Raw genomic sequence first — 16,435 nt, forward strand, 5'->3', positions numbered from 1 at the left:
GCCCTCACTAAATGAAGTTACAAGGAGGAAAATCAATGTTTCGATTATTCGGAAATAAGAAAAAAGAACAGTCTGATAAAAAGCCAAACTATCATGAAAAATTAGGAATTTTAGTGGTTTATCGAGATTTTGATCATTCTGAGGAAGCTTTAGCTCAGTATTTTGAGGAGCACCCGGAAGAAGAATTGTGGCAATATTCATCGGTTGGCCAGTCTGGTCCTATGAGTTTTGATGAAGCTAAAGCGGAGCCTATAACTTTGCCAATTGTATTTACTTATCCACTTTTTGTTGTATACGAGCCTGCCGCTTCAAAAGAGATTGAACCACTTTTTTCTTCGGTGGAAATAGAAGAAGTGAAGCAGTTTATTGAAGAATATGAACAATCTGCGGAGTAATGATCACATCTTGACATCTTCTTAGATTATATTAGAATAAAGGTTGGCTCTTTTTTAAGAGTGGGCAGGGAGAGGGAAAACTGAATAGAAGGAATTACTTTGAAAAGAGATTTATTTCAATTAAAGCAACATGATACGAGTGTGAAACAAGAATTGACTGCAGGCTTGATTGGTTTTTTTACGATAGTTTACATTATTGCTGTGAATTCACTTATCTTATCAGAAGCAGGTGTACCTCTTGAAGGAGCTGTTCTTGGTACGATCCTAACCTCGTTTGTTGGCTGTTTGATTATGGGAATATGGGCGAATGCACCCATTCTCGTTGTTCCGGGTATGGGAATTAACGCGATGTTTACCTATACTTTAGTACAGTCAATGGAATTAACGTGGCAACAGGCGCTGGGTGTTACTGTTATTTCAGGTCTCATCTTTACACTAATCGCATTTTCAACCTTAACGGACATCATTAAAAACGCGATACCTGACTCATTAAAAGAAGCGATTATTATCGGTATTGGTTTATTTTTAATGCTGATTGGCTTGGAGAATGGTCATCTGGTCGAACGAGGAGATCAATCGATCATTGCCTTAGGTAACTTTAGTGATCCACGGGTCCTGGCAACGATCATAACGTTGGTCATTGCGTTTGTTCTCTTTATGCGTAACGTCAGAGGGAATTTTTTATGGACGATTTTACTTGGAACAGGTGTAGGATTTGTTTTAGGTGTATTACCAGAAAAAGCGAACAATTCTTTTTCATTAGAGGGATATCAAGAAGTCTTCGGAGCCTTTACTTTTATAGAGTGGACATCACTGCCATTTTTAATTGCTGTCTTTTCGATTACAATGGTGGTCTTGTTCGAAAACATTGGTTTGACTTATGGTCACGTCGCAGCGACGAATCGTCCGGAAAAGTTCAATAAAGCTTTCCAGGCAAATGGTATCTCTATCATGTTGTCTGGTATGTTTGGTTCAAGTCCTACTGTATCTACCGCAGAGACAACTGCAGCAATTACGGCTGGCGGAAGAACTGGGTTAACGACCATTACAACCGGCTTTTTGTTTTTAGGGGTGACCTTTTTTATACCTTATATTCAAATGATTCCTGCCAATGCCATTGCACCGATTTTGATCATTATTGGAGGTCTCATGGTCCAAAATATCAGGAATTTGGATTTGCGTGATTTATCGGAAGCTTTTCCTGCGATTTTTGTCATCGTCATGATCCCTTTCACATACAGCATTGCTGACGGAATCGCAATTGGGTTCATCTTATATGTGATTTTAAAATTAAGTACAGGAAATGCGAAAAGGGTATCGTTCACTCTTTATGTCATAGCATTCTTGTTTTTATTAAATTTTATCATTCACTTTGCTATTTAAAGTCATAATAGAATCAAAAAAGGTCCATTTTGAGTGCAAAATGGACCTTCTATCTTTTAACAATGCGGATTGTCCGATAAGTTTAGCACTTTATACCGATTTAATAGCATCTTCAACCGATGTATTTCCTTCTACCACTTGGAAGGCTTTGCCGATGGTTGAATCATTCTCAAGTGCTGCTACAATAACTCTTGCCACATCTTCCCTAGGAACTTGTCCTCTCTCAACTTTTTCTGCCAGCTGTACTTGATTTTTACCTGGATCATTCGTTAATCCTCCTGGGTGGACAATCGTATAATCTAAGTTCGTGTTTCTTAACCAATCATCTGCATAATGTTTTGCGACCACATATGGTGCAAATGCTTCTGGTGCAGATTGAATTGCTTCACGACTTGTATCAAAGGAACTGACCATTACATAGCGCTTTACATTTGCTTTTTTAGCAGCCTCGATGGTTTTTACGGCACCATCTAAATCAATCATAAGGGTTTTATCTTTACCAGTTTTTGGACCAGAACCAGCAGTGAAGACAATTGCGTCTACGCCTTCAGCCGCTTTGGCAATCTCTTCGATTTCATCTTCTAAATCGACAATTGCGACTTCTGCACCTAAATCCTTAAAATAAGAAGCTTGCTCCTCTTTGCGGATCATTGCTTTTGCTTCTAAGTTTTCATTTTCTTGAATGAGTTTTACTAGATGCTTTCCAATTTGGCCATTCGCGCCAACTACTAAAATTTTCACATGCTTCACCCTTTTCTAATATATTTCAACTTCTATTCTAATGTCTATCTGTAGAAAAGTTAAATAATCCACCTTGTAACTTATATTCGAATGGAAAAAAATAGATTTAAATGAAACCTACAGACCTATTAAAACGTCTTATTAATAGAGGTTATTGTAGTATTAACATTTAACATAGCAAATATGTGGTATACATACAGTGAGAATTCAATCAGTAAGAGTTTAAGACTCCTACTAAAGATTATCAGGATGTTAGCCGTCCGTTATCCTCCACTTAGCTTCTTTTTCTATACTCGAATTTTGCAGTGGAGGTATTTTGGGCGGTTATTCCGTGTCAAGAAAAAGGACTATCCATTATAGAAATGGAAGGAGCATCACCGAATTGAGAAAAATATTGATTTTCTCTATCCTATTTTTAAGTTTTTTAAGTGCTTGTAATAATGAAGAAGAAACCGTTAAAATTGAGGATAAGGATTTTGCAAATATTCTTTATGTTCAAAAAATAGAAAATAACTACAGTTCAGGAGAATTAACAAAACCGATAGAAGATCAAGAAAAAATCCGAGAAGTGTTAACAATAGTAGAGGGATTAAAGGCAAAAAGGATCACAACTGATGAATTTATTCAGAAACTAGAAAATCAGGATAACTATTATCGGTTCGGTTTTATTGGAGAAAATGGTACGGAGAAGCAACGAGATCAGTATGCTTTTCAAGTGATGGATGATGGTACCATTATCTTTAATTTTGACCAAATAAATAATCCTGACCACCCGTTAGTTACTGTTACTGCTCATCATGAAATACTTGAAGAATTAAAAGATGTTTTAGGCATACAATTTTAGAGAACAGGAACTGAAAGAAAGTAAGATAGGGGGACGTACATTTGAAGACCATAGCAGTGTATTGCGGATCAAGTTGTGGAACCGATCCGATATACGTTCAGGAAGCAAAACGATTAGGCCAACTCTTAGCAAGAGAAGGCATTGATTTAGTATATGGCGGCTCAAATGTTGGTTGTATGGGAGCTGTTGCGGATGGAGTTTTAGAATCTGGTGGCAAAGCGATCGGTGTCATTCCAGAAAAGCTGAGCAATGTGGAAATTGCCCATGATAAACTAACGAAACTGCATGTGGTGAACACAATGCATGAAAGAAAAGCGATGATGGCAGATTATGCGGATGGCTTTATCGCACTACCGGGTGGTACAGGAACACTAGAAGAGTGGTTTGAAGTTTTCACATGGGCGCAAATTGGCTACCACAATAAACCATGTGCCTTACTTAATATCAATAATTATTATGATCCGATTATGACCTTATTTGATCATATGATCGAGCAAGGTTTTGTTAAACCGGCATACAGAGATTTAGTTGTAATAGAAAACGCACCAGAAAAACTTCTTCAACGATTAAAGGATTATCAGGGAGAATATATTGATAAGTGGCAATAAAGATGGAGCTCTTATAATTGATAGAGCTCCATTAATTTATGGCTTACCACTCTGATGTCCCGTTCAAGAGCTAATTGGAATCCATTTTCAGATAAATCAGGTAATCGTTGCTCTATAATATCTTTACTGGTTTGCTCGAAGTCTTCTATTGTCCTTCCTTTATAGACAGTCTGTCCATTCTGTAACCATTCCTTATAAATAGGTATATCTCTTATTAATATGGGTATTTTAGCGGCTAATGCTTCTAATAAAACTATCCCTTCCGTTTCCTCATGAGTCAAGAAAAGAAACAAATCACTGCCAGCATAAGCATCAGATAATTCTTGTCTTGAAATATACCCAGGAAAGTGAAGGTTAGGTAATTTGTGTTGAAGAGCACGCTTCACATTAGTTGGAACCAAATGTAGATTTGTATATCCGAACCAAATAAATTGATAGGTTGGCATTTTTTCTGCTAGTTTTACGAAATCGATAATCCCTTTTCGCTCCATATAATGTCCAACAGATAGGATGACTTTCTCTTCTTCACTTATATCATATTTTTTGCGAAAACGTTGGCGTCCTCTTTTTGTCTTTTTAAAGTAGGCAGTATCTATACCGTTCGTTAAATTGTAGATCGGACGTTTGATAGCATAGGTAGCTAATATGTTTTGAGAGTATTCTGTTGGTGTGATTACAATGTCTCCGTGGTTATAGCAAAACGTTATCCATTTCTTAAAAAGAGGTGCTAATAAATTGGAGCCGATAAATGAATTACGAAAATCCTCCATGGTAGAATGCGCATAATAGATAATCTTTTTTTTTCGGCGTTTTGCCAGCCATGCCATCCATAATGCGTTGGGAAAGATGGTGTTAAGGTGGATAATATCATATTCCTCTTTACTATTTAACGTATGTGGAATATTTACTAATTCTAGTGCCTTCTTTTGATGCTTCATCGCTTGGCCCACTCCACTTTTATCCACTAACTTTAAGGAGCCGGCATATAAGAGTACTTTCATATTCATCCTCCATTAACTGATCCATGATACGAGATGTTTGAAGATCCATTCGAGACCAAAACTAAAAATAATGATTGGAAGTGGCTTGCCGATAAGAATAATTGTGATAAATTTTTGGTAGGTCATTTTTGTTGTTCCTGCTAGAAAACATAAATAATCGTCAGGAGCAATTGGTGAAAATATCGCCAATGTGAAAAGAAAGTGAAATCTGTGATGGTTAACCCATAGCTGATATTTATCCCGAAGTTTTTTACTAACAAAAAATGAAATAAAAGAAGTCCCGTAATTCCTGGCAATCGCGAAGGTAGCGATAGAACCTAAACAAATACCTATATAGTTATAAATTAAACCCATGACTGGCCCAAATATTAATATCCCTCCCAGACAACCAATTCCACCAGGCACAATAGGCAGGATCACCTGCATAAATTGGAAAATAATAAATAGAATTGGTGCCCAAAATCCAAATTGGCCAAGAAAGTTGTCTAATGCCTGCTCGGAATAATAGAGATCATGCTCAAAGCCATATATGATAAAGCATATCGATGCGACGAAAGTTAGAGCAGTTAAAAAGTGCCATCCAATCTTTAAAAGAGATCTTCTTTTCATTTAGTATATATATTCCATTTTAAAATAGTATGATGCAATCGTATCGATATATATACCTTCCATTTTTTCAGCAAAAGACTTTGAAGAATAATTCTGAATGGCTCCTTGTCTTGCATTATTGGAAAATTGTTGATAAAGCATTGGATCTCCCAATAGTCGATCAACAGCATGTTTAAAATCACCAAAATCATCATATTGCCAACCGTTCACTCCATTTGTAATTACATTTTCTATGCAGGGGTCTTTTCGACATATAGCTGGAAGGCCACTAGCTAATGCTTCTATATAGGTCAGACCTTGTGTTTCACTGTTTGATGCACTTACAAATAAGTCAGCAGCTTGGTAATAAGAGGAGATATCGTTAGGTTCTATTAACCCTGTAAAAAATACTTGGTTTTCGATTGATAAGTTTTGGGCATATTGTTGTAAATAATCGCGATGTGGTCCATCTCCTACAATTAATAAGCTTAGCTTTGGTTGAGACAATTGGGCGAAGTAAGTTAATATCTCTTCTACATTTTTTTCTTTCGCGAGACGACCTACAAATAAAAGTAATTGATGATCAGAAGGGATTTTATAAGTATCATAAATAAAATGTTTCTCTTTAGCATTTGAGAACTGCTGTAAATTAATGCCGGTAGGAACAATATGTATTGGTCGTTCTATTCCATAGCCATGTAAGAGGGTGTGAACTTTTTTAGTAGGTGCTATGATAGCTGCTGCATGTTTTAATATTTTTTTACTAAATAGAGCTACCATCGCTTTGCCCCATTTATGATTGGGTGAGAAGTAGTGGGTATAATCTTCATAAACAGTGTGGTAGGTGTGTAGAATAGGAATGTTTAACATTTTAGAAATGTGTTTTGCAATACGAAAGGTACTAAATTCACATTGACTGTGAATAATGTCAGGCTTCCATTCTAAAATCTCTTCTAGAAATGAATGATGGGTAGATAACGAAATTCTGGCACCAGGATATATTTTTCCAATACTTAACGAACTCATATAATAGATGCCATCTTGTTGAAAAGATTTATTCTTAGCAGACAGTGTCAGAATGCGTACATCATGATCCATCTTTTGTAATTCTTTTCGCAAATTAACGATGGATGTGACGACTCCATTAATAACAGGAAGATAACACTCGGTTGTGATTAAAATTTTCATCCGTAATCCCCCAATGTTTGTATTCATGAAAACAATATGCATGCCTGTATCAAAATAGTATAAAGAAATTTTATTAAGAGAATATAAAGTTGTGTTAAACATTTGCTAAAGTTTTAGTTTTTGTTAAGAATTGTACTTTTTCTATCAGTTGAGAACAGGCTTCCGTATAATGGGAAGGAGAAGGTGGTCGATTATGAAAAAAATTTCAAAGTGGATACTTTTGTTGTTGCTACTTTTTGTATTGGTTGGTTATATGACAGATTGGTCAAGCTCAAAAGAAATGCCAAGCGTGAAAGGATTTGAAAATGATCGCTCTCAATCTCTGTTATCTCCAGAGCGCATTGTAAATATCGCTCATCGTGGTGCTTCGGCTCATGCGCCTGAACATACGTTAGTATCTTATGAATATGCCCAAAAAATGGGGGCGGATTATTTAGAAATAGATTTACATATGAGTGCCGATGGTGAGCTTGTTGCGATCCACGACCAAAGTCTTGAAAGAACAACAAATCATCAGCAGTTAGTCAGTGAAATGGAATTAAAGGAGATTAAAGAACTAGACGCTGGTTCATGGTTTAATCAGAAAAATCCCAGTATAGCGAAAGAAAGTTTTGATCATCTAGAAGTACCTACTCTAACCGAGGTTATTGAGCATTTTGGCAATGAAGCTAATTATTATATAGAGATTAAAGCTCCAAAGCTTTATCCTGAGATGATTGATAAATTGCTTGAGGTTTTATCTGCTCATAATTTGCTTGGGAAAGATAGAAGAGAAGGTTCCATTATTATACAATCCTTTAGTGCCGAAGCTTTACAAAAGGTTCATAACCAAGATCCATCGATTCCTTTGATCCAGTTAATGAAACAACCACCGAAAGATCTAAACACGGTAAAACAATATGCAGTAGGGGTTGGGATTAATTATAAATCGTTAGATCTGAAAAGCATCACAGAATTAAGAGAGGCTGAGCTGTTGGTTCATGCTTATACCGTTAATCACCCCGAGAAAATGAGACAATTATTAGAATGGGGTGTGACAGGAATTTTTACGGATTATCCGGATGTATTAGCGGGGATTTTAGAGTGAAAGCCAGGTAAAAAAAGGTGGGATTATTAGTCTTATTATTTTTAACTTTTATGGTTGGTATATCTCCAATAAAAACAAAAAACAAGGACAAAATTGCCGGAAATATTTAAGAAGAGTTTATCAGGAAACGGCCGTAATGATCCGTGTATTTGTGGGGCAGCAAAAAGTATTGAGGGTTTCGTAAATAAGAGGTCTGTCTTTCTGATATAACATAATTATGCTATAATTATGTAATGAAATGGAACGGAGGAGATTTTATGCCGGAAATAAGACCGATTAAAGATTTGAGAAATACAACAGAAATTTCAGAATTATGCCATCAAAGTAAGGAACCAATATTTATTACAAAAAATGGGTATGGTGACATGGTACTAATGAGCATGGAGGTATACGAAGAACAAACAGCAAGATTAGAACTGTATGAAAAGCTTGCCAAAGCTGAGGAACAATTAAAAACAACCGATTCATTATACGAAGCAGAAGCAGTTTTTGAAGAATTAAGGAATAAATATGGAAAAAGGTAGCTTTTCATTGAAAATCACTGCTGCAGCAAAGGAGGATATGGAGAGAATTTATCGTTATATTGTTGAAGAATTATACAATGAACAAGCCGCTGACGATTTAATGGAGACAATGGAAAATATTTTTTTGAAACTAGTACATTTCCCGTTTCATGGAAGTTATGTTAAAGATAAAACACTTTTGCAAAAAGGTTATCGAAAATTAATCATTCATCATTATATAGGTTTTTACTTAGTTAATGAAAGAAAACGAGAAGTGATTATATTGCGAGTACTTTATGGAAAAAGAGAATACCGGGAGTGTAATATTAACTGTGTAAGTAAGAAATGCGTACGGTTTCTTACTCACACAGTTTTTTATTTGTTAGAATAAAAGTATAAAGCTAAAGGAGTGTTTGAAATGGGGAAACCAAAAAGAGATCCTAACTCCGTAGATTTAGCTAACAAGATTATCGAACAGTATCAACCTGAGACTGTAGAAGATATGCAAAATGCATTAAAAGACATTTTTGGACCTATGTTTGAGACCATGTTAAAAGGCGAAATGGACCATCACTTAGGTTACTCCTCCAATGAAAAAGGCAATAAAAGGACCGAAAAAAGACGTAATGGATACGGAAAGAAAACCGTCAAAACATCAACTGGAGAAGTGGAACTAGAAGTACCAAGAGATCGAGACGGTTCATTCGAACCACATGTCATTCCCAAACGCCAGCGAGATGTGTCAGCTATTGAAAACAAAGTGATTGCCATGTACGCCCGTGGTATGTCCCAGAGGGATATTTCCTCCACCATTGAAGATATTTACGGGTTTTCTGTGTCTCATGAAATGGTGTCTAACATGACCGATCATGTGTTGACAGAATTAGAAGAATGGCAAACAAGGCCTTTACAACCTTGTTATCCTTTTGTTTTTGTGGACTGCCTTTACGCTACCATTCGTAATGACTATGAAACGAAGAAATATGCGGTTTATACGATGTTAGGCTACACCATGGAAGGCAAAAAGGAGATACTTGGCTTATGGCTTAATGAAACCGAAAGTAAGCATAAATGGATGCAAATCTTTGATGAGATTAAAACAAGAGGGGTAGAAGATATTTTCTTTCTATCTATCGATGGCGTCAGTGGTTTGGAAGAAGGTGCTCGTGCCATTTTTCCAGCGGTTACGGTACAACGATGCATTGTTCACCTTATTCGCAATTCGCTTAAATATGTACCAAGTAAAGACTACAAACCTTTTACAGCTGCTTTAAGAAAAGTATATGGCGCCTCCAGTCTCAAAGCTTGTCGCAGTGCCTTTGAAACCTTCCAACAACAGTGGTCTTCTTATCCTGGAGCCATTGATGTGTGGAAACGTCATTTTTCTCATGTGGAACAGCTTTTTGATTGCGGTAGTGCCATTCGTAAAATCATGTATACAACAAATGCCGTAGAAAGTGTTCACTCCAGCTATCGTAAAGTTACCCAAAAAGGAGCATTCCCAAACGAGAATGCCCTATTAAAAGTCTTATATTTACGAACGAAAGAACTAGAAGATAAATGGGAAGGTGGCCATATTCAACAATGGGCCATGGTGATGAACCAGTTATTAATTCATGACCACCTCAAGGACCGTGTATTAAAGTATTTGGAATGACTTACACACTTTTCTTGACAAGCCCCATAAAACAAGACGATCATCCATTGACCGACTTGTTCTATTTTCTTAATCTTCTAGTGTCCTATAGTAAAATACCAATCTCGCCTCTATCCATGTAATTCCGAATTTTCTAAGTAGTCACAATACTCAATAATCGTTCCTTCTGTATCGGCAGGGTTCAAATAAATAAGACGCCTGCCATGTTTATTCACACGTCTAGTATCTTCCATCACACGTATACCATTTTCTTTTAATTCAGCTATTGCCTTATCTAAGTTTGCGACCTGATATGCAATGTGGTGGACGCCCTTGCCCTTTTGTTTAATAAAACGAGCAATCGGGGAAGTAGTATTATTCGTAGGCATTAATAACTCAGTGCGTGTCCCCTTTACGTCAATTATTGCAATTTCACTTTCGACACCAATTGCCTCACTACGATAACGATCAATTAAGTCTCCGCCCAATATATTTATATAAAAATCGATACTTGAATCTAAATCACGAACAGCAACACCGATATGATCAAATACTTTTTTCATATATATCACCTTCCCTATTCATTGTAACATGCAAAAAGAGAAGACTGATATGAATCAGTCCTCTAGTAAGCCTTCTTCTTGTAAGTAGCTATTTGCCACTTCTTCAGCACTTACACCCTCAACTGCTACATGATAATTCATTTCTCTCATTTGATCATCACTAATTTTGCCAGCTAATTGGTTTAGTACCTCCTCCAACTCTGGATAACGCTCAATCGTTTCTTGTCGTAGTAGTGGTGCACCCTGATATGGAGGAAAAAGGTTTTGGTCATCTTCCAGTACTTTTAAATTGTATCTTCTTAATTCACTGTCTGTTGAGTAAGCATCAATTAAATTAATATCCTCTTCCTCGATGGCAGAATATCGTAACTGCGGCTCCATTGTTGTAAGGTTTGGAAACTCTAAACCATATAAGTCTTGAATACCTAAATAACCATCCTCTCGATCAGAGAATTCTAAGGTGAAGCCAGCTTGCACTTCATTTTGCACAGCTTTTAAATCTGAGATGGTTTCCAGGTCGTATTGTTCAGCGAATTCTTGTGTTACAGCTAATGTATAGGTGTTGTTGAATTCCATCGGTTGTAAGAAGGCCAGATCAAATTCTTCTAATAAACCAGCCTGTGCTTGTTTGTAAACCTCTTCTTCATCATTACTTGTCGCAGTTTCATTTAAGAACTGTGATAATGCAGTACCGGTAAATTCCGGGTATAGATCAATGCTACCTGATTCTAATGCATTAAATAAAAAGGAAGTTTTACCGAGACTGGGTTCCAATTCTACGTTTAGATCTGTTTCATCTTCAATTAGTAGTTTGTACATATTAATTAAAATTTCTGGTTCTGTCCCCAACTTTCCCCCGATAACTAGCGTATCCTTTTCGTTATTTAGCATGTTAGGTAAAACAAGAAACAGGAGGGAAAGACTAGTGATAATGACCAATGTAATAATCGATTTTTTGAAAGAAGATGTCTCCATTTTTCGTAAGAGTAAGTCAAAGAATATGGCTAACAATGCTGCTGGAATCGCACCTAAAATAATCAGAGAAGTATTATTGCGATCGATCCCTAATAAAATGATATCCCCTAAACCACCTGCTCCAATCAGTGCAGCAAGAGTGGCAGTTCCAACAATTAATACCATCGACGTTCGAATACCCGCCATAATGACAGGCATGGCAAGTGGTAGTTCTACTCTCATTAATCTTTTTGAGGTATTCATACCCATCGCCGTAGCAGCTTCTATTAATGAAGGGTCGACCTCTTTAATCCCTGTATAGGTATTGCGCAAAACAGGTAATAATGCGTAAAGGATCAATGCGATAATGGCAGGAACTTTACCGATTCCAAATAAGGGAATGAAAAGACCGAGTAATGCTAGAGAAGGAATCGTTTGCAGCACGGCTGCTACACCAATGATCGGTTCCGCAATTTTTTCTTGTTTCGTTAAATAAATCCCTAATGGAATCGATATAAGTACAGCAAATAATAGTGCGATAAAAGAAATTTGAATATGTTCTAATAAGGCTTGCCATAACTGATCTTGTCTTGTTTGAAAAACGTCCACAAAATTAGACATGTGTTTCCCTACCTTCGTTGAAAGACGTAGCTAAATAATGCATCAACATTTGACGATTGAATTTACCGATAATCTCATTATTTGAGGTTACATATACTTCTTCTTGTTCTGATAAAATAGCTAACACTTTTTCTAAGGATGTTGCAGCATCGATTCTGAGGTTATTAGGTGCTGGTTGATCAGCTAAAGGTTGTAGTACATTTTCTAAACGGAAATCATCGCCAATGTTTTTCGAAGAACCAACAAAATCACGAACAAAATCATTGGCGGGATCTGTAAGAAAGTCATGTGGGGTTCCTAATTGCACGATTTCCCCTTCTTTCATTAAACAAATTCGATCAGCAAGTTTTAAAGCTTCTTGGATATCATGTGTGACAAATACAATTGTTTTATTGATTTTTTTCTGTAAATCGATGATATCATCTTGAAGCTTCTCTCGACTTATCGGATCTAATGCACTGAATGGTTCATCCATTAGAATAATGTCAGGATCTGCTGCAAGTGCACGGATGACACCGATTCGTTGTTGCTGGCCACTAGATAATTCACTAGGTTTGCGTTTCCGGTAAGTGTCAGGATCAAGGCCGACCATTTCCAATAGTTCGGAGACCCGTTTTGTGATTTTATCCTGATTCCATTTTTTTAGTTCAGGAACGATCGCGATATTCTCTTCAATCGTTAAGTGTGGAAAGAGTGCTATTTGCTGTAATACATAACCGATATTCCATCTTAATTCATTAATGTCGTAATCACTTATTCGTTTATTATCTACATAAATGGTACCTTTTGTTAAAGGAATGAGTCGGTTCATCATTTTAAGGCTTGTTGTTTTACCACAACCACTAGGACCAATTAAGACGAAGAATTCTCCTTTTTTGATGGCAAAATTCACATCATTCACGGCAGTGGTACCATCAGGAAATTGTTTGGTTACATTTTCAAAAGTAATCATTTTTTTATATCTCCTTTTCAACATATCTATCTATATACTATTACCCAAATAGGGAAGGAAAAACTCCTTTTTAGTTATATATGTATGATATAGTAAAATTAACAAAATTTTATGCAAGGAGGAATGTTGATGGAAGCAGCTAGTATCAATCAATATTTAGAAGATAAAGATGAAAAGTGGCATGATGCCTTTACAAAATTGTATCAAACAATTAATGAACATATTCCAGATGGGTTTGAGAACACCATACAATATGGGATGCCTTCTTTTGTTGTTCCTTTATCAACTTTTCCTGAAGGGTATCATTGTGAAGAGAATACCCCTTTACCTTTTCTTAGTATAGCTGCACAGAAAAATCACATCGCTGTATATCATATGGGGATCTATGCGGATCAACAATTATTGAAATGGTTCGAACAGGAATATCCGAAACATATGACAACAAAGCTGAACATGGGAAAAAGCTGCATTCGTTTTACCAATCCTAACAAGATTCCCTATGAATTATTAGGAGAATTGGCATCGAAGGTAAGTGTGGATGAATGGATAGCTACTTATAAAGGCAGTTAAACAAAAATAATATAGTGAAGAGAGGTGGCTTGATGCCTGGTTGAGTCTAAATATCTCACAGTATAAATTGGAAAGGATATTTAGCATGATAAAGCGAGTAGATCCGAATGAGGAAGAATTAGATCAATTAATGGAGATTTGGCTTAATGCAAATCTTGAAGCCCATGCCTTTGTAGGCAAGGAATACTGGTTGGCAAAAGAGGAAAATGTTAGAAAACTACTACCGCAAGCTATGTTATATGTGGCATTCTCTAAACAAAAAATAGTTGGTTTTATTGGGATATCAGATGTTTATATTGCCGGGTTATTTGTAGAGCATTCTTTTCGAAAACAAGGAATTGGAAAGGCTTTACTCGAATATGTAAAACAACTATCAGATCAATTAACCGTGCATGTGTATAAGGAAAATGAGCAAGCAGTTCGTTTTTATTCAAAGAACGGCTTTCGTGTTATACAGGAAGCTAACGAAGTTGAAACAGGCGTGACTGAATTCACTATGGTTTGGAACCGAGAGGAAGAGGGATGATATGAATCGAATTAATTTGATCTGTTTAGGTGTGAAAAGTATTCCGCAAGCAATAGAGTTTTACAAAAGTATTGGTTTTGAAACAAGTGCTTCCATTAATGCCCCGGTAGTATTCTTTAATAATCGCGGGACGAAACTCGAATTATTTGAAGTTGAAGCTTTAGCAAAAGATATTAATGAAGATGATCCTCCGAAAATCGCAAACGATGGTTTTAGAGGGATGACACTAGCGATTAATATGAAGTCCAAACAAGAAGTTGATGACTTTATGCATTTAGTCGAACGGCATGGTGGCCAAGTAGCGAAAACTCCAGAAACGGTTTTCTGGGGTGGGTATAGCGGTTACTTCATGGACCCTGACGGTTATTACTGGGAAGTGGCGTATAGCGATGAATGGAAATTTGATGAAAACGATATGTTAGTTATTGAATAAAATAAAAAAGAGCTGACCATCAGCTCTTTTTTATCTTAAGAAAACTAAAACATCACATACGAAGCAACAAAGTATAGAATAATTGTTGCAGCCGAGGGGATAGCGTAGGCTATCATTCTTTTAATTGATGGACGTTGTAATGAATAAATCGTAAGAGCAATCATCAACATTCCTAGTATAGCAGTTGTAATATTCGACATGCTAGCTATATTCAGGATTGCTCCTTTTTGATAAAAAACATCCGTGATAACTAATAATTGAAGGTTGAAAATATTACTACCTAGAATGGACCCAAATGCTAGCGAATACTTTGCCATTTGAAAAGCAGCAAATACTGTAACTAATTCTGGTAGAGAAGTAGATGCAGCGATTAGAAAACTACCTACAAAACTAGCATTCATACCGGTTTGTTGTGCGATGGCGTCACCTGCGATCGTTAGCACGCTCCCAGCAATAAAAACGACTAATGCTGCCATAATAAACCGAATAACTCCTTGTTTTAACGTGAGATTTGACGTTTGCTCAATCTCTTCCTCTTCACTATCCATTCTTTTCATAACTAGAATGTAAATAATGACAAGCAAGTACATTTCAATACCGATATTAAAAAGGCTTGGCGAATTGCTCCAAAAGATCGCTACTGCTAATAATGCTGTCATGACAAAACCAGTGTTGGCAATAGGGAGATGTGTTTTTGAATCAACCGAATTAAATGCTCTTTTATGTCGGTAGATCAAGTCAAATACCACGAGAATCAAAATATTAAATACATTACTACCAAGCATATTACCAACTGCAATATCGGGACTATCAATATAAACAGCTGTGAGACTAGTAGTTAGCTCTGGTAAACTGGTCGCGCCTCCAATTAATAATGTGCCTATCATAGCACCACTCATTGAAGATTTCTGATTAATTACATCACCATATTTGTTAAGTTGAATAGCTGCTAGAATAACGATGATGGCAGCTAAGATAAATATAAAGAAATTCATGGAAGTCCTCCTACAAAATTAACAACCAATTAAAACTATAGAGAAAATTACTAGATTGTCAATAATTTTGGTAGACCTTGGTAAAGTTTGTCGATTTATTTTGAACGGTCATTACTTTTTGAATTAATCCACTGTTCTTGCATGTAACTTTGCTTATTTGGAAAAGTTCGCTTTTTGTTAAGAATAAATCAGGTAGCAATAACATAAATTTCAAAGAGTTAAATATAATCTAGTAAATGGGTAAATCTGTCGTAAATAACATTTAATTGGAACCTTTTGTAGTTTTGAATCGTATATATAGGAGAAGGGAGGTTAAAATATCGAAGTATTAGATATTTACTGGATACTTTTATGGACATGTTTAGGGTTTGCACTTCTTTCTATATTTTTAGGAAATATGCTTGATGGTATATTAGATAGTATTTTTGATAGTTTAGGAGAATTTTTTAATCCTTTATTAGTGTTCGGTACATTGTCTGTAGTAGCTGGTTCAGGTGTATTATGGACGAAATATTCACAAACGAATCCTGTCTATGTGTTGTTGATAAGCGTATTAACAGGAATAGGAGCTTATATTTTAATCTATCACTTCTTAGTGATCCCGATGTCGAATGCAGAATCTTCTACTTCGATTTCTGTGAATGATTTAAAAGGAAGAACTGGAGAAGTGATCACGACGATTCCTGCCACTGGAATGGGGGAAGTATTAATCCCTTCTTCACAGGGGAGCAGGCATGAAACAGCACTCAGCTTTGATAGACAAGAAATTAAGCAAGGTAAAACAATTGTCGTTGTTGAAGTGAAAGATCAGCTTCTATATGTATCTGAATTAGAAGAATTATAATTT

General features: G+C 36.2%; 20 protein-coding genes. 12 read left to right on the forward strand and 8 right to left on the reverse strand.

The genetic code is table 11. The annotated features are described in order from the left end of the window. The first annotated feature begins 35 nt into the window (after positions 1–35). The gene (locus BUC25_RS15430; RefSeq protein ID WP_073202788.1) at positions 36–395 is read left to right on the forward strand and encodes a hypothetical protein; all 360 of its coding nucleotides are present in this window, start codon (positions 36–38) and stop codon (positions 393–395) included. Positions 396–494: 99 nt separating this feature from the next. Further along, positions 495–1,778: an NCS2 family permease gene (locus BUC25_RS15435; RefSeq protein WP_084543493.1), complete on the forward strand. Its 1,284-nt coding sequence runs from the start codon at positions 495–497 to the stop codon at positions 1,776–1,778. Between the two features lie 90 nt (positions 1,779–1,868). Here BUC25_RS15435 and BUC25_RS15440 read toward each other — a convergent pair whose 3' ends face one another. Beyond that, positions 1,869–2,519, reverse strand: coding sequence for an SDR family oxidoreductase (locus BUC25_RS15440; protein ID WP_073202790.1), 651 nt, complete (start codon positions 2,517–2,519; stop codon positions 1,869–1,871). A gap of 382 nt (positions 2,520–2,901) precedes the next feature. Between BUC25_RS15440 and BUC25_RS15445 the strand changes: the two genes are divergently transcribed. Then, entirely contained in the window at positions 2,902–3,363 is a 462-nt protein-coding gene (locus tag BUC25_RS15445) for a hypothetical protein (protein WP_073202791.1), read from the forward strand. 41 nt (positions 3,364–3,404) lie between these two features. Beyond that, positions 3,405–3,971 carry an LOG family protein gene (locus tag BUC25_RS15450; protein WP_073202792.1) on the forward strand — a complete coding sequence of 189 codons (567 nt, stop codon included), beginning with the start codon at positions 3,405–3,407 and terminating at the stop codon, positions 3,969–3,971. A gap of 11 nt (positions 3,972–3,982) precedes the next feature. Here BUC25_RS15450 and BUC25_RS15455 read toward each other — a convergent pair whose 3' ends face one another. The 3 genes from BUC25_RS15455 to BUC25_RS15465 are packed head-to-tail and all read right to left on the reverse strand — an operon-like array spanning position 3,983 to position 6,748. Further along, positions 3,983–4,972, reverse strand: coding sequence for an LTA glycolipid anchor biosynthesis glycosyltransferase, IagA/BgsA family (locus tag BUC25_RS15455; protein WP_073202793.1), 990 nt, complete (start codon positions 4,970–4,972; stop codon positions 3,983–3,985). Between the two features lie 12 nt (positions 4,973–4,984). Further along, positions 4,985–5,581, reverse strand: a complete 597-nt coding sequence (locus BUC25_RS15460; protein ID WP_073202794.1) for a TVP38/TMEM64 family protein — start codon at positions 5,579–5,581, stop codon at positions 4,985–4,987. Next, positions 5,582–6,748 carry a glycosyltransferase family 4 protein gene (locus BUC25_RS15465; protein ID WP_073202795.1) on the reverse strand — a complete coding sequence of 389 codons (1,167 nt, stop codon included), beginning with the start codon at positions 6,746–6,748 and terminating at the stop codon, positions 5,582–5,584. It lies immediately after the preceding gene. Positions 6,749–6,941: 193 nt separating this feature from the next. Between BUC25_RS15465 and BUC25_RS15470 the strand changes: the two genes are divergently transcribed. The 4 genes from BUC25_RS15470 (at position 6,942) to BUC25_RS15485 (ending at position 9,995) form a co-directional block, all read left to right on the forward strand. Continuing rightward, positions 6,942–7,835, forward strand: a complete 894-nt coding sequence (locus BUC25_RS15470; RefSeq protein ID WP_073202796.1) for a glycerophosphodiester phosphodiesterase — start codon at positions 6,942–6,944, stop codon at positions 7,833–7,835. 257 nt (positions 7,836–8,092) lie between these two features. Next, positions 8,093–8,359, forward strand: a complete 267-nt coding sequence (locus BUC25_RS15475; RefSeq protein ID WP_058305970.1) for a type II toxin-antitoxin system Phd/YefM family antitoxin — start codon at positions 8,093–8,095, stop codon at positions 8,357–8,359. Beyond that, entirely contained in the window at positions 8,346–8,729 is a 384-nt protein-coding gene (locus tag BUC25_RS15480; RefSeq protein ID WP_073202797.1) for a type II toxin-antitoxin system RelE/ParE family toxin, read from the forward strand. Before BUC25_RS15475 ends, BUC25_RS15480 begins: the two co-directional genes overlap by 14 nt. Positions 8,730–8,756: 27 nt before the next feature. Beyond that, positions 8,757–9,995 carry an IS256 family transposase gene (locus tag BUC25_RS15485; protein ID WP_073202798.1) on the forward strand — a complete coding sequence of 413 codons (1,239 nt, stop codon included), beginning with the start codon at positions 8,757–8,759 and terminating at the stop codon, positions 9,993–9,995. 110 nt (positions 9,996–10,105) lie between these two features. Here the strand turns inward: BUC25_RS15485 and BUC25_RS15490 are convergent, their stop codons facing one another. From BUC25_RS15490 to BUC25_RS15500, 3 genes are read right to left on the reverse strand one after another with little or no spacing between them, the layout of a single operon-like run. Then, positions 10,106–10,537 carry a VOC family protein gene (locus BUC25_RS15490; RefSeq protein ID WP_073202799.1) on the reverse strand — a complete coding sequence of 144 codons (432 nt, stop codon included), beginning with the start codon at positions 10,535–10,537 and terminating at the stop codon, positions 10,106–10,108. Positions 10,538–10,591: 54 nt separating this feature from the next. Then, a complete protein-coding gene (gene opuFB / locus BUC25_RS15495; RefSeq protein ID WP_073202800.1) occupies positions 10,592–12,112 on the reverse strand; it encodes an osmoprotectant update ABC transporter permease/substrate-binding subunit OpuFB in 1,521 nt (506 codons plus the stop codon). Next, positions 12,105–13,064 (reverse strand): ABC transporter ATP-binding protein, encoded by a 960-nt coding sequence (locus BUC25_RS15500; protein WP_073202801.1) that lies wholly within the window; start codon positions 13,062–13,064, stop codon positions 12,105–12,107. Before BUC25_RS15500 ends, opuFB begins: the two co-directional genes overlap by 8 nt. 129 nt (positions 13,065–13,193) lie before the next feature. Here BUC25_RS15500 and BUC25_RS15505 point away from each other — a divergent pair, with 129 nt between their 5' ends. The 3 genes from BUC25_RS15505 (at position 13,194) to BUC25_RS15515 (ending at position 14,593) form a co-directional block, all read left to right on the forward strand. Then, a complete protein-coding gene (locus BUC25_RS15505; RefSeq protein ID WP_073202802.1) occupies positions 13,194–13,634 on the forward strand; it encodes a DUF1801 domain-containing protein in 441 nt (146 codons plus the stop codon). Between the two features lie 85 nt (positions 13,635–13,719). Next, positions 13,720–14,160, forward strand: a complete 441-nt coding sequence (locus tag BUC25_RS15510) for a GNAT family N-acetyltransferase (protein ID WP_073202803.1) — start codon at positions 13,720–13,722, stop codon at positions 14,158–14,160. 1 nt (position 14,161) lies between these two features. Continuing rightward, a complete protein-coding gene (locus tag BUC25_RS15515; protein WP_073202804.1) occupies positions 14,162–14,593 on the forward strand; it encodes a VOC family protein in 432 nt (143 codons plus the stop codon). 44 nt (positions 14,594–14,637) lie between these two features. Here the strand turns inward: BUC25_RS15515 and BUC25_RS15520 are convergent, their stop codons facing one another. Next, a complete protein-coding gene (locus tag BUC25_RS15520; RefSeq protein WP_073202805.1) occupies positions 14,638–15,588 on the reverse strand; it encodes a sodium:calcium antiporter in 951 nt (316 codons plus the stop codon). A 334-nt stretch (positions 15,589–15,922) separates the two neighbouring features. Here BUC25_RS15520 and BUC25_RS15525 point away from each other — a divergent pair, with 334 nt between their 5' ends. Then, positions 15,923–16,432: an NfeD family membrane protein gene (locus BUC25_RS15525; RefSeq protein WP_073202806.1), complete on the forward strand. Its 510-nt coding sequence runs from the start codon at positions 15,923–15,925 to the stop codon at positions 16,430–16,432. The last annotated feature ends 3 nt before the right edge of the window (positions 16,433–16,435 follow it).

The sequence above is a fragment of the Gracilibacillus kekensis genome (assembly GCF_900143085.1).
GTDB classification, from domain to species: Bacteria; Bacillota; Bacilli; order Bacillales; family Amphibacillaceae; genus Gracilibacillus; species Gracilibacillus kekensis.

Excerpts from the sequence above, each read along its gene's own strand:
- BUC25_RS15430 (WP_073202788.1), top strand. The coding sequence starts at position 36 with ATGTTTCGATTATTCGGAAATAAGAAAAAAGAACAGTCTGATAAAAAG.
- BUC25_RS15455 (WP_073202793.1), bottom strand. The coding sequence starts at position 4,972 with ATGAAAGTACTCTTATATGCCGGCTCCTTAAAGTTAGTGGATAAAAGT.
- BUC25_RS15460 (WP_073202794.1), bottom strand. The coding sequence starts at position 5,581 with ATGAAAAGAAGATCTCTTTTAAAGATTGGATGGCACTTTTTAACTGCT.
- BUC25_RS15465 (WP_073202795.1), bottom strand. The coding sequence starts at position 6,748 with ATGAAAATTTTAATCACAACCGAGTGTTATCTTCCTGTTATTAATGGA.
- BUC25_RS15470 (WP_073202796.1), top strand. The coding sequence starts at position 6,942 with ATGAAAAAAATTTCAAAGTGGATACTTTTGTTGTTGCTACTTTTTGTA.
- BUC25_RS15475 (WP_058305970.1), top strand. The coding sequence starts at position 8,093 with ATGCCGGAAATAAGACCGATTAAAGATTTGAGAAATACAACAGAAATT.
- BUC25_RS15480 (WP_073202797.1), top strand. The coding sequence starts at position 8,346 with ATGGAAAAAGGTAGCTTTTCATTGAAAATCACTGCTGCAGCAAAGGAG.
- BUC25_RS15485 (WP_073202798.1), top strand. The coding sequence starts at position 8,757 with ATGGGGAAACCAAAAAGAGATCCTAACTCCGTAGATTTAGCTAACAAG.
- BUC25_RS15490 (WP_073202799.1), bottom strand. The coding sequence starts at position 10,537 with ATGAAAAAAGTATTTGATCATATCGGTGTTGCTGTTCGTGATTTAGAT.
- opuFB (WP_073202800.1), bottom strand. The coding sequence starts at position 12,112 with ATGTCTAATTTTGTGGACGTTTTTCAAACAAGACAAGATCAGTTATGG.
- BUC25_RS15500 (WP_073202801.1), bottom strand. The coding sequence starts at position 13,064 with ATGATTACTTTTGAAAATGTAACCAAACAATTTCCTGATGGTACCACT.
- BUC25_RS15505 (WP_073202802.1), top strand. The coding sequence starts at position 13,194 with ATGGAAGCAGCTAGTATCAATCAATATTTAGAAGATAAAGATGAAAAG.
- BUC25_RS15510 (WP_073202803.1), top strand. The coding sequence starts at position 13,720 with ATGATAAAGCGAGTAGATCCGAATGAGGAAGAATTAGATCAATTAATG.
- BUC25_RS15515 (WP_073202804.1), top strand. The coding sequence starts at position 14,162 with ATGAATCGAATTAATTTGATCTGTTTAGGTGTGAAAAGTATTCCGCAA.
- BUC25_RS15520 (WP_073202805.1), bottom strand. The coding sequence starts at position 15,588 with ATGAATTTCTTTATATTTATCTTAGCTGCCATCATCGTTATTCTAGCA.